The organism is Streptomyces sp. NPDC006624 (genome assembly GCF_040611555.1).
In the GTDB taxonomy this organism is placed as follows: Bacteria; Actinomycetota; Actinomycetes; order Streptomycetales; family Streptomycetaceae; genus Streptomyces.
This window is the reverse complement of sequence record NZ_JBEXOM010000015.1, coordinates 1-14,301: the sequence shown is the minus strand read 5'-3', so window position 1 is coordinate 14,301 and position 14,301 is coordinate 1. Positions and strand designations below refer to the sequence as shown.

General features: G+C 70.4%; 15 protein-coding genes. 7 read left to right on the top strand and 8 right to left on the bottom strand.

Features of this window, described 5'->3' with window-relative positions; translation table 11 throughout:
- Nucleotides 1-100 precede the first annotated feature (100 nt).
- On the top strand, nucleotides 101-397 hold the full coding sequence (locus tag ABZY20_RS25170; RefSeq protein WP_356443901.1) for a hypothetical protein: 297 nt from the start codon (nucleotides 101-103) through the stop codon (nucleotides 395-397).
- 92 nt (nucleotides 398-489) lie between these two features.
- On the opposite strand, the gene ABZY20_RS25165 is transcribed toward ABZY20_RS25170, so the two are convergent.
- Both ABZY20_RS25165 and ABZY20_RS25160 read right to left on the bottom strand, forming a co-directional pair.
- A complete protein-coding gene (locus ABZY20_RS25165) occupies nucleotides 490-1,038 on the bottom strand; it encodes a hypothetical protein (RefSeq protein WP_356443899.1) in 549 nt (182 codons plus the stop codon).
- Between the two features lie 45 nt (nucleotides 1,039-1,083).
- On the bottom strand, nucleotides 1,084-1,809 hold the full coding sequence (locus ABZY20_RS25160) for a hypothetical protein (protein WP_356443897.1): 726 nt from the start codon (nucleotides 1,807-1,809) through the stop codon (nucleotides 1,084-1,086).
- A gap of 246 nt (nucleotides 1,810-2,055) precedes the next feature.
- On the opposite strand from ABZY20_RS25160, the gene ABZY20_RS25155 reads away from it, so the two are divergent.
- The 5 genes from ABZY20_RS25155 to ABZY20_RS25135 all read left to right on the top strand — a co-directional run bounded on the left by ABZY20_RS25155 (nucleotide 2,056) and on the right by ABZY20_RS25135 (nucleotide 7,100).
- Nucleotides 2,056-3,306, top strand: coding sequence for an HAD family hydrolase (locus ABZY20_RS25155; RefSeq protein WP_356443895.1), 1,251 nt, complete (start codon nucleotides 2,056-2,058; stop codon nucleotides 3,304-3,306).
- A 177-nt stretch (nucleotides 3,307-3,483) separates the two neighbouring features.
- Entirely contained in the window at nucleotides 3,484-4,449 is a 966-nt protein-coding gene (locus ABZY20_RS25150) for a DNA-processing protein DprA (protein ID WP_356443894.1), read from the top strand.
- Entirely contained in the window at nucleotides 4,446-5,189 is a 744-nt protein-coding gene (locus ABZY20_RS25145) for a phosphoribosyltransferase family protein (protein WP_244313255.1), read from the top strand. The genes ABZY20_RS25150 and ABZY20_RS25145 overlap by 4 nt, the downstream gene beginning before the upstream one ends.
- A 271-nt stretch (nucleotides 5,190-5,460) precedes the next feature.
- A complete protein-coding gene (locus ABZY20_RS25140) occupies nucleotides 5,461-6,342 on the top strand; it encodes a M48 family metalloprotease (RefSeq protein WP_356443892.1) in 882 nt (293 codons plus the stop codon).
- Nucleotides 6,343-6,554: 212 nt separating this feature from the next.
- Nucleotides 6,555-7,100, top strand: a complete 546-nt coding sequence (locus tag ABZY20_RS25135) for a hypothetical protein (protein ID WP_356443890.1) — start codon at nucleotides 6,555-6,557, stop codon at nucleotides 7,098-7,100.
- Between the two features lie 228 nt (nucleotides 7,101-7,328).
- Here the strand turns inward: ABZY20_RS25135 and ABZY20_RS25130 are convergent, their stop codons facing one another.
- The 6 genes from ABZY20_RS25130 to ABZY20_RS25105 all read right to left on the bottom strand — a co-directional run bounded on the left by ABZY20_RS25130 (nucleotide 7,329) and on the right by ABZY20_RS25105 (nucleotide 11,182).
- Complete coding sequence (locus ABZY20_RS25130; protein ID WP_043727092.1) at nucleotides 7,329-7,859, bottom strand: hypothetical protein; 531 nt, start codon at nucleotides 7,857-7,859, stop codon at nucleotides 7,329-7,331.
- Between the two features lie 384 nt (nucleotides 7,860-8,243).
- Nucleotides 8,244-9,002, bottom strand: coding sequence for a hypothetical protein (locus tag ABZY20_RS25125; RefSeq protein WP_356443888.1), 759 nt, complete (start codon nucleotides 9,000-9,002; stop codon nucleotides 8,244-8,246).
- A 211-nt stretch (nucleotides 9,003-9,213) separates the two neighbouring features.
- Entirely contained in the window at nucleotides 9,214-9,810 is a 597-nt protein-coding gene (locus tag ABZY20_RS25120) for a hypothetical protein (protein ID WP_356443886.1), read from the bottom strand.
- Between the two features lie 2 nt (nucleotides 9,811-9,812).
- On the bottom strand, nucleotides 9,813-10,001 hold the full coding sequence (locus tag ABZY20_RS25115) for a hypothetical protein (protein ID WP_319594037.1): 189 nt from the start codon (nucleotides 9,999-10,001) through the stop codon (nucleotides 9,813-9,815).
- A gap of 490 nt (nucleotides 10,002-10,491) precedes the next feature.
- Nucleotides 10,492-10,674: a hypothetical protein gene (locus ABZY20_RS25110; RefSeq protein ID WP_319594038.1), complete on the bottom strand. Its 183-nt coding sequence runs from the start codon at nucleotides 10,672-10,674 to the stop codon at nucleotides 10,492-10,494.
- A gap of 94 nt (nucleotides 10,675-10,768) precedes the next feature.
- Nucleotides 10,769-11,182 carry a hypothetical protein gene (locus ABZY20_RS25105; protein WP_356443884.1) on the bottom strand — a complete coding sequence of 138 codons (414 nt, stop codon included), beginning with the start codon at nucleotides 11,180-11,182 and terminating at the stop codon, nucleotides 10,769-10,771.
- A gap of 471 nt (nucleotides 11,183-11,653) precedes the next feature.
- Between ABZY20_RS25105 and ABZY20_RS25100 the strand changes: the two genes are divergently transcribed.
- Nucleotides 11,654-12,082: a hypothetical protein gene (locus tag ABZY20_RS25100; RefSeq protein WP_356443882.1), complete on the top strand. Its 429-nt coding sequence runs from the start codon at nucleotides 11,654-11,656 to the stop codon at nucleotides 12,080-12,082.
- Nucleotides 12,083-14,301 lie beyond the last annotated feature (2,219 nt).

Here is a 14,301-nt window from a genome sequence, read left to right as displayed (position 1 = left end):
GGTGGTGATCCCTCAGCGGCATATCGTGCAGATCGACGCGCCCGTGCCGCGCGACCCTCAGGCGACAGACCGACCACCGACCACCGAAGGATGTTCACCGATGCCCGTTGACCTGCAGACCGGCGTACGTACCTACCAGTTCGTGGTCGACCGGCTCGAGGAACGGCGTGGTGAGCAGTACCCCGCCGGGCGCGAGGAGTACGAAGCCGCTTGGACCGCCGCCCATGATCTGGAAAAGACCTTCGCCGAGGCCGTAAACGCCAACGACCTCGCTACAGCCGAAAGTCTTCTCCAGGAGCTCACGAATTTGGCCGAACCGTGGCGGGACCACCCTGACCACCCGGATAACCACGACGAGCGCCAGCCCCACGACGCTGTACTGGGCAACCAGGAATAAGGCGGCATCGGGTAATTCCATGAGCCTTGGATATCCCGGTGATCGAGTAAGCGTTCCGGACTTAATCGGGCAGGCGGCCGCTCAGTGGTACATCAGCCAAGGCCGGTGAGCAGGGACAGCGTCACGCCAAGCTCATGCTCCGGCTCGGCGTGCGGGACACCGTCCGCGCCCAGGAACAGGTAGAAGTACGCCGTCGTCAGCTGCCTCGGAGCCGAGCTCCCGCCCACGGTGCTCAAGTTGCCGGCAGAGTAGACATGCGGCAGCCAGCCCGGGCCCACGATCGCTTCCACCCAGGCCCGCGCCTCCGCCGGGTCAACGGCCTGGCGCGTGCCGAGCTGCTTGTGCTTCGCTGCGACCGACAGCGTCAGCACACTCCCCTCCCGGCCCGGCCGCTCCAGGAGTACGGCCTGGTCCGTGATATCCCCGACGATGGTCAGGACGGCATGCCGGTCAGTCACTGAACGCACCGGTCCGAAACTGTGCGGCACCGTCTTTCCCTCCGCCCGCATCTGCTCCAGCACGGTTGCGGGCACTACGGCGGCCAGGCCGCTGTCGGCCGGGTCCGTGGAGAAGAGGCCCCGGCGAAAACGCCGCAGCTCCTCCTCCTGTTTACGCAGGACAGTACGAATATCCACACACATGCCGTCAACGTTACAAGCCGTCTCCGCCCAGGTCAGGGCGGGTGCTCACCCCTCTGCCCGGAGCAGGGCGATCGCGGTGGCGTCGTCGCGGTATCCGCTCTCGTCCTCCGCGGCCGCCGCGACCAAGGCCGTCGCGAGCAACTGTGGGTCGTCCGCGTGCTCGCGGCACAGCCGGGCCAGCATTTCCGAGGGCACCTGGTCGGAGACCCCGTCGGACATCAGCAGCACCAATGAGACCTCCGAGGGGACCTGCACCTGCCGGCACGTCGCCGCCCCGGCCTGGGCCAGCCCGAGCCTCGACCAGTTGTCATGCTTGACGGCGTCGAGTTCCACGGCGGCGCCCCCATTCCACCGGAGCCAGTTCCCCATCGTCTGGTCGGTCGACCACTGCCTGAGCATGATCCCGTCCCACCCGTAGGCCCTGCAGTCCCCGATCCAGTGGACGCTGGTCGGCTGTCCCGGCTGCGCGCAGGCGAGGACCGCGGACGCGTGCGGGGGCCGGTCGTAGGCCGCGGCCATCTGCCCGGCCGTCATCAGGCCGGCCAGGCCGCCCACCGCGATCCCGATGTGGGTGATGACCGCCGGGGTAATCGCCGCATACCGGACCACCGCCGGATGATGGCCGGCCCCGTCGACCACCGCGGCGCACACGACGTCACCGCGGCGCTGCACGTTGGCTCCGTCCGCGCAGGGCGGTTCCGTCCCAGGCCGCTGTGCTAGCCCCACCAGGATCTTCTCGACGGCCACCGCGCGGGCGCTGTGCTCTTCCATCGTCCATGCCTCCGTTCTAGGGGCCGGTGTGGCCCTCTCGCCCTACAGGCCGCTCGAGGCAGAGGAGTGGACTTTTTGACGAAGTTGAGGCGGGTGTGACGTGTGTGGCGGATCCTCCGTCGACGGAGTCGTACGGGCGGCTGCGAGGGGAGCGGGGGATCCGGAAACCGAGGGTGCGCGGTCAGACCGGCTGAGATCATGGCAGGAGGGTCAGCTGATGACCATGGCACAGCAGTGGGGGCGGCGATGGACGAGACGAACACGGTGCGCGCGGTCGCGATCGACTACAAGGCGGTCCTGCGCTCGCCCGGGCGCGCCCACGACGGGATCGCCGACTTCCTGCAGTGGCTCGGCGAACGCGGCATCTCCTTCGTGCTGCTCACGACCGACTCCCTCGACGCCGAGGCCGCCATGAGGGCCGCTGGCCTGCCCGCGCCCGCCCTCCACCTGTGCCGTGACGACATCCCCGGCCAGCCGGCTCGCGGCGGCGCGGCCTGGCTGCTGACGGTCGCCGACCGCCTCAAGCTGCGCGCAAATCAGCTCGTCATCGTGGGGACCTCCGAGCTGGACTGGCGCACCGGCATCAACGCCGGCGTCGTCCACATCTTCGCCCGCTGGGCCAACCACGTGCGGAACGCGAAGGGCATGATCACTCTGTCGGCGGACCAGCCGACCGATGTCGGTGAGCTCCTGGAGCACTTCCTCCTGGACGAGCCTTGCTGGGCCTTCAGTCACGATGATGACGCCCGCTCCTTCAAGATCCGCTCGCTGCTGCCCCCCAACGTGCGCTTCCCTCAGGCCTCTGCCCGGACCTTCGAGCTCCAGGACGTCTTCACCCGCGGCCGCAGCATCACCGTCGGCACCCAAGACGCCCGTGACATCCTGATGCTGCGGCTGCTCTCCTCCGCCTACCTCGACGGCACCCTGCCCCACCGCAGCCTCTTCTGCGTCTACCCCAGCAGCTCCCCGGGCCAGGTAAGCCAGCAGCTCGCCGGTTTCCTCACCAAGGCCAAGGCCATGGTCGGCTCCTACTACCGCGAAGACCTCCTCGAGCGCACCGGCCAGGCCCCCGACACCAGCCTGGAGCGGTGGAGGAGGAGCCGCGGCGAGGCGAGCACGGCGGACATCTCGATCGGCGCCCAGGCCCGCACCGTCCGGATCAACCCCAAGTACAAGGGCAAGCTCAAGGGCAAAAGCGTGATCGTCTTCGACGACTTCACCACCGAAGGCAAGTCCATCGAATGGGCCCGCACCCTCCTGACCAGTGCCGAGGTGGAGCAGGTCATCGCCCTGACCATCGGCAAGTACGGCGCCTCCCGCCACACCGCCTACCAGCTGCGACCCGGCACGACGATCGACCCCTTCCAGGTCAGCTACCACCTGGCCGCCACGAACTTCGTGACGACGCCCGTCACCGGAGCCGCAGGCCCGGGCCCCGATGATGCTCTGAAGGCTACGATGTCCCACTTCATCGCCGCCGGGCAGAGCACCGAATGATCTTGTCCTCTGTCCGGCCGCCGGAGCCGGCGCGGCCCGGGCGGCCGGTACCGAGGATCGAGTCGACCGTGCCCTTGTCTCCCGTACGCGGACCGCGTACGCCATGATGGGAAGTGGCCCGAGTACCTCGCTTCATCCTTCGAACATCCCGGGGCCACGAGTAGAAGGACACCCCTGATGGACCTCGATATCACCGCTGAGCAGCACGATCTGCTGACCCTGTGCGCGCTGCGCACCGGCGACGCCACCCTCGACTGGAGCCTGATCGCCCGCGGCGCCCACAGCCCCGAGGGCCTTGCCGCGCTCATGGACGGACAGCTGTACGAGGACTCACGTGCCGCAACCAAGAACCGCCCCCTGCTGCAGCAGGCCCTGACCGTCGGCCTCGACGACGCGCGCGCCCGCGTCGACGACGAGCTGGCCGCGGCCGGCAAGGCCGGCGCACGCTTGGTCACGGTCCTCGACAAGGACTACCCGGCGAACCTGCGCGTGATCGGCAACCTGCCGCCGTTCCTCTTCTACCGCGGCGAGCTCGACCAGCGCGACGCCCGCTCCATCGCGATCGTCGGCACCCGCCAGGCCTCCGAGGCCGGGCTGCGCCGGGCGGCCCGGATGGCCCGCGAGCTCGTCGACCACGACGTCGTGATCGCCAGCGGACTCGCCAAGGGCATCGACGCAGCCGCCCACCAGGCCACGCTCGCTGCCGGAGGCCGCACATTCGCGGTCATGGGCACCGGCATCGCCGCCCCGATCTACCCGGCGGAGAATCGTCCGCTCGCCAAGGCCATCCTGGACGCGGGAGGGGCTCTGCTGAGCCAGTTCTGGCCCACGAGCCCTCCGGCGAAGTACACCTTCCCCCGACGCAACGTCGTCACGTCCGGCACCACCCTGGGCAGCGTCGTCATCGAGGCCTCCAGCACCTCGGGCGCCAAGATGCAGGCCCGCCTGGCCGCCGAGCACGGCAAGCTCGTCTTCCTGATCCGCTCCCTCGCCGACACCCAGCCCTGGGCCAAGAAGATGCTCGACGAGGGCCGGGCGATCCTGGTCACCGCCTCCAGCGACATCACCGACCGCCTCGGCCAGGCCGCGGACATCCAGGCCGCCGGACAGCAGCGCCAGCAGCTCGCCCTGGCCGGCCTGTGACGGCAGGTCTCCCGGATCCGGCAGGCTTCCCCGACTGCCCGGTGTGCGCCTACCGCATCACCGGCACCGCCCGCCTGTGCTCCGACTGCGCCGGCCGCACCCTCCAGCCCGTCGCGGAGCCCCATTGCCCTGTCTGCTCCCAGGGCCTCGCACCCGGAAGGCCGTGCAGCAACGCGGTGTGCTCGCTGCCGGAGGCCGAGCGGGGGTTCTCGCGCGTCGACGCGGTGGCCATGTACTCCGGAGCCCTTCGCGACAAGATCCACAAACTGAAGTACGAGGGGAAGACGGGCTGGGCGATGATCTTCGGCCGCCTGCTCGTCGGCTGGATGGAAAGCCACCCCGAGGCCATGCGGGGTGTCGACTATGTCGTCGGCAATCCGACCCACAAGGGGCGTCAGCCCATCCAGCACATCGAGGCGATCATGGACGCCGCTTACACGGAGGACGTCACACGGGCGTACCCGCTCAGCCCGCCAGGCGGCCACCGGCTGGTGAAGCAGACCGAGACAGCCCGGTCCGCGAGCCGCACCCTTGACGAGAAGCGAGCGGCCGCCGCTGCGCATGCTGCCGCTCTGACCTGGACCGGAGACACCGGCGACATCAAAGGGGCCACCGTCCTCCTTGTCGACGACGTCCTCACCAGCGGATCGCAGCTCCAGCACGTAGCGCGCCGGCTCCGGGCGACCGGAGCCGCCGACGTCCGGGGACTCGTTCTCGCACGCGTCCCCTGGAGCGGATGACCTCACCGTCGCGAGCGGGCTGGCTTGGCCTGCAGTCACGTCGGGCTGATCGGTGCACCAGTCGCGGACAGAGCCCGGCGCCTTGTACCCGGCGTACGGAACTCATCCGCCGCACGACGGGCCGACACCCAGAACGGCAGCATCACGCCGTAGCCGACCGGAGGACCGGCCGCCGCGGCCGCCATGAGACCCATGGGCACGATGCCGAGGCGAAGGGGACGCGACCGGCAGGCGCCGGGACGGTCGCGTCTGCCCGACTACGGTGATCACCATGACACTGGGGGACAATCTGCAACGCCACGCCGCGCAGGCCGTGGTGTCGACGGCGATCATCAGCGAGGCCGTCATGACGCACCTGCGCGGGCCGGCAGCCGGGATCGCGGTCGCCGTCGCGGTGGCCGCGGGCGGGCTGTGGGCGATTCAAGGGCGCGCCCGTCAGCAGTCGGCGGTCGCCTTGGGGCCGACAGCCCAGGCTCTGACCTGGCAGGTTCACGCAGACCGCAAGCCTCGCCCCTCCGACAGCGACACGCACAAACGCATCGCTGCCAGGATGCGGCAGACCACCGAGCACGTACGCCGCACCACCGCCGAGCGTGGACTGGAGAAGGTCACCCTGGGCACCTCCGACGAGACCGGCAGCTGGGCCGATGCCCGCTCCACCGGCCACGGCGGCCGGGGACACGTCTGGCTCGGCATGCGGTGGCTCCACCCCCGTCACACCGCCCACCTCCCCGCGGTCCTGGAGCATGAGCTCGCCCACCTCCAGCGCCGCGACACCGGCAAGCGCCTCGCCGCCGAGTCCCTCGCCGTTGCGGTAGTCGGCCTGCTCGCCGGCCTCCTGTCCTTGCCTGCCTTCCTCCTTGCCGCAACGGCCGCCTGGATGCTGACCGTCCTGTTCTTCTGGTGGGGCGAACTCGCCTGTGACCTCGCGGCCGTCCGCTTCTGCGGCCGGGCCGCTGTGGCCGACATGTGGCGCGAGGACCTTGAGCGCGACCAAGCACGCTCGCTCCCGCCCCGGGTTTGGGCGACGACCCGCAGCCTGTGCACCCATCCACCGACGCGCCTTCGAATCCTCTTCGCCGAGCACGCCCCGACGCCCAGCCAACCGGCCGTCCTGCCCCAGCACCCTCTGCACGTGCCGGCAACCAGCTGACCCTCGCAAGCCTGCTGATCAGGCTGTCCGACGGACTGTCGGGGCTCTGCCGGGTCACCGGCAGAGCGAACGACCGTCTCGTCTCGCATGCCCGCCCGAGGAGTCCTGGCCCGTCGCGCTGTCCGGCCTCACGTTGCTGCTGGACGTGCAGCCTCCGGTGCTGGTAGGAAGCGGACCGGAACGCCGGGAGAGCCCCGGCAGGGGAGGGAAGCATGCCGAGTGATGCAGACAGCGGGGGCGTCCTGGCGGACGTGACGACGGTCCGCGACGTCGTCGGCGCTGCTGCCCCTGCCCGCCGGGCGTCCCCCTCCGAGCAAGTGCTTCTGGACTGGCTGGAATTGCACCTTGCGCTGGAGGGCCGGCTGGACCACGACGGCACCGCCAGCTGGAAGCATCGTTCGGTGTACGAGCTCGTCGCCGCGCACGGCCGCTGGTTCACCCCCGCCGCCCTCCCGGCCGAGGTCCAGGCCCTCCCGGAGCGGCAGTGCTTCGCCAACGCGGCGGCGACCGAGCAGGAACACCCGCACCTGGCCTACACCGAGGGTTTCGCCGTCGCGGACGGCAGCCCCGTACCGACGGCCCACGCCTGGTGTACGGACGCGAACGGCTATGTGATCGATCCGACCTGGTCGGACCTCGGGGGCAGTGCGTACCTGGGAATCGTTCTGCCCCCGCCCCTGCGCCCGTGCGCGCCCCGCAACTGGGGCGTCTTGGAGGCACCTGACTCCTTGTACCGGCTGCTGCGCGACGGCCTGTGAGCCGGCCGGGGCCCTGATGGGCGCCCGGCCAAGAAGGAGCGCGGTGTTCTGCCCAGCGGATCCGTCGGCAGCTCCTCTCCGCAGTTGCGTCAGGGGCAGGCGACACACCGGAGCTCGGTGCGCTCTCCCTCGCTGCGGCTCGTGACCGTCGCACGCCGTTCTGACGTCATGCCCACCGCCCGCCCGGACCCGGGTCGCCGCGTTACGCCGACCCCGCGGGTGTAGGGGTTAGTCGTTGCCGATCCGTGAGGCCCAGTCGGAGAGGGCGGCGAAGTCGTGGTGCTGCAGCCCCTTGCGTGGGTCGACGCGGTGAAGGAGCGCGGGGCCACTGTGATGTCGAGCGACGTAGTCGCGGTCGACATCCTCGATCTGATCGTCGACCCACGCGAAGGGACGACCTGCCGCATATTGGACGACCGTCCATGTTTTCACGTAGGTACCGTCAGGGCGAATAGTGAATTGGTCGTCAAACTCGATGACGGGAAAGTCGTGTTCACGTGGCAGACCGATACGCCAACCGATCCACTCGTTCGCGTCGTGCTCCCAGGTGGTGGCCCAGACCAAATCGAAAGGTAGCGCCATCAGGGCCGAGCCGTGTGCGGGGTTGAGCCATACACGAAGGGGCCTGATTCGATTCTCAGGCACCCCCGGGTGCTGGGAAATCCAGTTATCTGGCTTGAGGCGGTGTGTTTGATAGCCGGGCGGTCGTCGGTGTGGCTTTGCGTCGAATGGGTTCAGTGGCCCGTCGACGTCGAGCATCAGCAAAGGCCGGGGACGAGGCAATTTAGCGATTCCTTCTGAGCTGCGTAAGGCGTTTACGGTCGAATGGCAACGTAGAGGCGCTCCTGGCGGGACTCGAACCCGCGCCGAGTAGGTGGGCTTGGACAACGCGCTTCCCTGCCGGGGGTTCGAAACAGCTCGCGCGGTTTCTCGTTGAGGTTCCCCAACCCTGGAGCTTTTGGCTGGCCAGGGCCCGGTCCCGGTGCATCCGCAACCGTCCCACCGTGTCGTCGTTCCGTTTTACGACCGCTCTTCCTTCTGAGCTACAGGAGCCTGACTGCAATCGTCACACTACAGGATTAAATCCAATTATGCAACTTGCGGGGCGGGTGTCCTCCGTTGTCGCCGCCCGCGATGGGGGCGTCAGGAGGTGGACATGGACTTCGCAGCCGCAGGCGACGACGTCAGATCCCCCAGGAGTGACCGGAGGCCCTCGACGGTGCCGCAGCATTCGGCGAGGAACTGCACCTGGGCCGTTGCCCCCTGATTGTTCACGCTGCTCGCCCGCGCGTCGGCCGCCTCATGAACTTGCTCGTAAGCGTCCGCGTCGCTCGACTCCGGGTGCGCGCCGCCGTTGTACTCGTCGGCCCCGTCCTCGTTGGCCGCGTCGTACACGGCTTCGTCGAGGTCGCCCTCCCCGATGCCGAACTCGGCCACCAGGGCTTCGGCTTCCTCCTCGGAGATGACGGACAGAGGGTCGTCCTCGGCCGGTGGTGTCACGTCCATCCGAAGGGCGCGCCGCGTAGCGGTCCGGCGGCTCTCCACCCGCCACACGTTCCAGCCGGCGGCCTGGAACACCGAGGCGACGCCGTCAAGGGCCTCGTTACGGGCGGCCCGCACGCTCCGGGTGTCCCGCGTCCTCATGCCCCGCTCGTCCTGCGCCCCATTGATGAACCAGACCACTTCCAGCGTCCGGCCCGCCCCCGGCCACACGAACGCGCCCTGTGGCCCCTGCGCGCTGTGCCACTCCCGGTAGAGCATCTTCCGGCCCGGCACCGTCGCCAGCGTCACACCGCCCGCCCGTAGCACCCCCAGCGCTGCGACGACCGCCGGCTCCTGCGCATACTCGGGCAGCGTGCCCACCGCGTCCGGCTCCGCTCCGCTGCTCGGACCCTCCGCCATGGGGGACGTCGTACTACACATCAAGTGGTCCTCTCTCAACAGGATGACGGCGAGCTCGTGCCCGTCGCCGTTCGATGGTCTGGTGCTCAAGGTTGGCCTGGGTCCGGCAATGAAGCAGTGGCCCAGGTGCAGCTAGGACGGCTGGCGTCGCGGGGCTTGGCGAGCTCCACGCCATGCCCCTGACCGCGCCACCCCGTCTCCGGCCGATTGATCAGTTGCCTCGCTGCGACGTGTAGTGGAAGTGGGCGTAGGTGATCGCGTCGGGCCAGAGGCCGAGCGCGCGCAGGTACTTTCGGAGGGCATCGTCCTTGGTGCGCCCGGTGACGCGGATCGGCTTGCGGCCGTCGTGGCCGCACGCGTCGTCCACGTACCAGCCGGTGGCTCGGCCCGCAGCGTTGCGGGTGCGTCCCAGAGTGCCCTGGGGTTGCTTGGGGGAGCGGGTGCCCTGGGGGACGGTCACGACACCGATGCCCGGCTTGGTCAGGGTGACCTCGACTACGGCGAGACGGCCTGTGGCTTTCAGGTGCAGTCGCATCACCTGGTCGACGGCGACAGCCGGGACGGCGCTGCCCCAGTGGTTGGCTCGGCCGTCTGGGAGATCCTTCAAGTGCGCCTCGTACAAGGCAAGTCCTGTGTCGGTCACGTGCAGGTCGTACGGGCTGCTCCTCGTCGCGAGCAGGCCACAGGCGACGGCGTCGTCGAGGTGAACCCCCAAGCCCATCGGGGTGATGTGCTTGATCGGGTCGCCTTCAGCGGCTCCCTTGACCAGGGCAAGAATGTGCGTCGGGCTGGCGACGAACTGGGTCACGTTCAGTCTTCCTTCTCAAGGGCGTGGCGCCAGGCTTGCTTCTCGGCCGCTCGCGCCTGACGCCGTTCGATGGCCTGGTGCCAGCCGCGTGGAGGGGCGGAGAAGTAGTAGCAGGTGCAGCCGCGACGGCCGGCGTAGCGGCAAGGGTGGCCGGCGTGGCGGCGTGCGGACTTGGCGAGCATGCGTGCCACCGGGGGTACTCCTCTCGGGTCTCTGCCGGGGCTGCCGGATACCGCGATGCCGCAAACCCTACCGTAATAAATCCAATTAAGCAAGTTTTATCTGTCCGGGGCACGCCCGTGCATGCCTCCGTCCCCGGCGGCGGCTCCCCGGCGCGCGAACCGCTCATGCCTGCCGCCGCCTGCGCCGCCCCGTTCGGCGGCCCGGCTGTCGCACGCCGGTGCCGCCCTGGGGTGTTCGGGGTTGTTCGCTGAACAGAGCCGTCCGAGGGCCATGCTCGGAGCCCCCTGGCCCGCTGCCGGCCGTGCCACCGAGCCCTCCGGGCCGCGTGTCACCGGGTCCTCTGTTGCGGTCCGGCCGCGTGTTCGGACCGGCAGCGCCCCGCCGCAGCCCTTCACCCGGCCGCGTGGCTGTCTGGGGAGCTCGCGCTTGTGGCGGTCCGGCCGCGCCGCGCGTCGCCGTCCGTCCGGGGCCTGGGCGTGCTCTGTTGTTTGCCTGTACCTAGTTGGGTTCTGCGGTCTGGTGGAGAGCGTCGAGGCGCCAGGTGCGGGTTTCGAGGCGCTTGATCTTCCGCCGGTGGGCGCGGCGGCTGTTGCGGCGGCGCTCCCCGCGGGGCCGGGGCCCGACGAGGTGGTCCATCTCGTCGCGGCGGTGACTGAAGGGCCTGTAGTCCAGGACTGCCATAGAGGCGCCGCCTTTCACGTTGAAGTCGGGTTGTGTCAGAGGGCGAAGGCGGACACTGCGGCGGCTTCGCCGGGCTGGGCGAATCGGGTCTTGGTCATGCGGATTCTTCCTCCTCGGCGAGTTCGGCCAGCTGGGCCGCCAGCTCGTTGACGTGGATGTAGATCAGCTCCTCGCTCTTGCCGTGGGGGTTCAGGTAGGGCTTCCCGTCGACCTGGAAGTGTTCCAGGGCCTCGTGGACGGCCTCGTTGATCACCATGGAGAGGAAGTGGCCAAGCCAGTGCTGCTCGGTCGGATCCTCAAGCGCCTGGCCGTTCACGCAGAACTCGGGGGTCTGCTGCCATTCGCCCGCCTGTACCGCGCCGTCCTTGAAGGCGTCGGGGATGGCCGGGCCCAGGAGTTCGGTTGCGAGGAACCCGCGCGGCTCGGTGGTCTTGCTGAAAGTCAACCGGTGCGAGACTCGGGCCCTGGCCTTCCTGAAGACGGCCTCCTGTGCGGGACTGAGGTCCATGGCTTTCTCCCCCTCGATGTGAGAGGTACTCAACCTCTCCGGCCCAACAACGCCAACACTACCATAATAAATCCAATTACGCAATCAAAGGGTGTTGGGAGACCCCCCGGCGCAGGACAAGAGGTCCGTGACGGCGTTGCCCGTGCCCCGCACCTCCTGGGTGTCGCACCGCGACCGGGCCCACGCCCGCCGCCGGGTCCTCGACGGCCTCCGTCGCTCGCTCGGCCCTGGGCCACGGGCCTGTCGGTCGCCCTGCTGCTCGCCACCGCTGCTTCTGCCGCGCCACCGTCCGCCCGCCGCCTGACCCCAGCCCCTTGCGATAGCGTGGTGGCTGCGGACGGCCGAGGCATCGCCTTCCGCCTGGACCCTGGCAACAGGGGATGCGGCTCGGGACGGCCTCGCGACCCAAGGTCGGCTGTTCCCGCGTGCGCGGGTACGGAACACGCCCGTACCGTCACGAAGGGAACTGCCATGCCCGTTGCGCAGCACCGCGCCCACCTGACCTGGGTCGAGGGCCCGCACATGCACCTCACCGTCCACGCCGACGACGAGGAAGGCGGCCTCGACCTCGACGCCGATCCCGACCTGGACCAGGACCTGGACGTCCCGTCCGGGCCGGGCAGGCTCGACGAGGCGAAGGAGGCAGCGGCCGCAGTGCTCCTCGCCGCCGGCTGGCACCTGCATGGCGACTGGGCGGACGAGCCGAACGAGACGACCGCGCCCGTCGGCCGGGTCCCGGCCGCCTACGACGAGACCGACCCCATGACCGGCGTTCCGCACCCGCCGGTCCCGGCCGTCGTGGAGTCTGCCCGCCCGTCGTGGCGCGACCGCCCCTACACCGGGCCGAAGCGCACCGCCGAGGAGCGCGCGGCGTACCTGCGCGAGCACGGCATCGGGTAGCGACCTATCTTCAGGTCCGCCCGCTGCCCCCCGTCCCTCCTCCGCGCGTCCGCCGGGTGTCCGCCGGGTGTCCGCCCCTCCTCTGCCTCGTCCCGCCTGCCGTCCTGCCTGTGGCCTGTGGCCTGGGGTTGGGGTGTGTCGTGCCGTGCCGTGCCGTTCGTGGGGTGCTTGTGGGTTGTTCGGGGTTGTTCGGCGTTGTTCGGTGAGCATCGCCGAACATTGCTGAACAGCGTCGAGCTGCTCCCGCCGCCGGCCGGTGCCTGCGGCCTGGCCGGCGGTCTTGCTGGCCTTCTGCGGGCGGACGGCGGGCGCCCGTCCGCCCGCGTCCCGTCTTCGCCGGTCGCCTCCGCGCGGGCCGCCCGCGCCGCTCTCCGCCGGCCGCCCGCGTGGCCCGTGCCGCGCCCGCCGCTCCGTCCCTGGCCCGTGCGGTCCCCTGCGCGCCGCGCCGCTCCCGTCGGTCGGTGCCCGCCGTCCGCCGTCCGCCGTCCGCCGCCCGCCGCTCCCGCGTCCGCTCCCCGCCGCCCCCGCGCCTGCGGCCCGGCCGGGCCGGCCGCGTCCCGGCGCTGTCCGGCTGCGCCCGGCTGCGCTGCGTCGGGTTGTGTCGGGCTGGGAGCTCGGGCTCCTCCTGGTGGTGGTGTGACTGCGCGCGCTGCTCCGCCATCGCCGCCCGTCGGCCCCGTGCGCCGTCCGCGGCCGTCCGCGGCCGTCCGCCGGGCGCTCCCCGCCGGACCCCTGCGCCGTCGGTGTGCCTGCGGCCCAGCCGCGCCGCGCCGCGCCGTGCTGCTCCCCGCTTCGCCCGCGTCGCCGTCCGTCGGGTCTCGCCTCGCCGCCCCCGGCTCCCCGCCCCCGGCTCCCCGCCCCGGCCCTCTGCGCGCCGCTCTGCCGCCCGCCGGCGTCCGCCGCCGCGCTCGCCTCCTGCCGCGGCGCCCGCGGCCGTGCCCGCGGGCGTGCCCGTGGGCGTGGGCTGGTCGGCGTCTCCGCGCCTGTGTGCCGTCGTCTGCGAGCCGGGCCGGGTGCCACCCTGCACGGTGCCCGTGTGTTCGTGGTCCTGGTGGTGTGGCTCCTCGCCGTATTCCTGGCTCGGTCTGCCGTCGCGCCGATCGCCGCCGTGCCGCCGGGTCGTCGTCCAGCGTGTTCGTCCCGTGCCGTCGAACCCGGCTCGGAGGTCCCGCTCGCCCGTCGGCCCGTGTGGTGCCGGGCCGGCCCCGTTCGTTCGCAGGCCACCAGCTGCGTCTTCTGGCCGCCGCCCGCCGCCCGGGCTGCGCCGCCTTCCGCCGCCGGCCGTCGGCCTCCAGCTCGAGCCGCCGGCCGTCGGCCTCGCCGCGCTCGCGCCCTGCGGCCCCGACCGCGCGCTCGCAGGGCCGCCAGGGGCCCCGGGCGCCTGGCCCGTCCGCGTCCCGGTCCGCCATGCCGCCCCCGGCCGTCTGCCCCTCGCCGTGCCGCACCCCCGTCGTCAGCCTCGTGGTCCGGCCGTCGCCCGGCCCTGGGCCCGGTCTGCGGCCGCTGGTGGTGTCCGGCCCGGCCCCCGGTCCCGGCTGGCGTGCTCGCGTGCGCGTCCTCCCGCCCGCCCCTCGACCGTCGCCGCCGGCTCCGGGCTGCCGGGCTAAGGCGTAATTCGCCTTTCCCGTCCGGGTGTTACGTGTTGAAATCTCGGGGGATTACGTAACAGGTTTTCGGGCCGAGTTTGTTACGCTTTATGGAGCGGCTTCTGACGGAGAATAAGCAGCGGCGCACACCGCATTGTTGCTGCTTTCTCTGATTTCCTGTCAGATTTCATCCCGGCAAGGCTCTGTAACCTCGTTTCAAGTGCCACCAACCCGTTTCTATTACTCTAGTGGTGTAGACCAGTTGCCAGCCGTCGCCGAGTATGGTTATGATGAACCGTCAGAAAGCAGCGGACACCGACCCGCTTGCCACCCCCTCTTGTTGCTGCCATACTGTAACCACAAGAGAGCGGGCCCAAGGAGCCCGGAGGGCGACGCGGGGCCCACCGAAATACAACTACACAAGCCACTGACCAGCCAAAACACCCCACCAGCGGCACACAGCCCACTCAGCCGGCACCCCCACCGAACCACCAGCCACCCCCGCCGGCCCCCACGAAAATCACAAAGAGTAGCGGCACCCGCCCCACCCTCTTCCTCTAGCGTTGCGGAGCAACGCAACAGCATTCCGTCGCGAAGTGACGGCGCGTCATGTTGCCGGAGGCAACGGCGCGC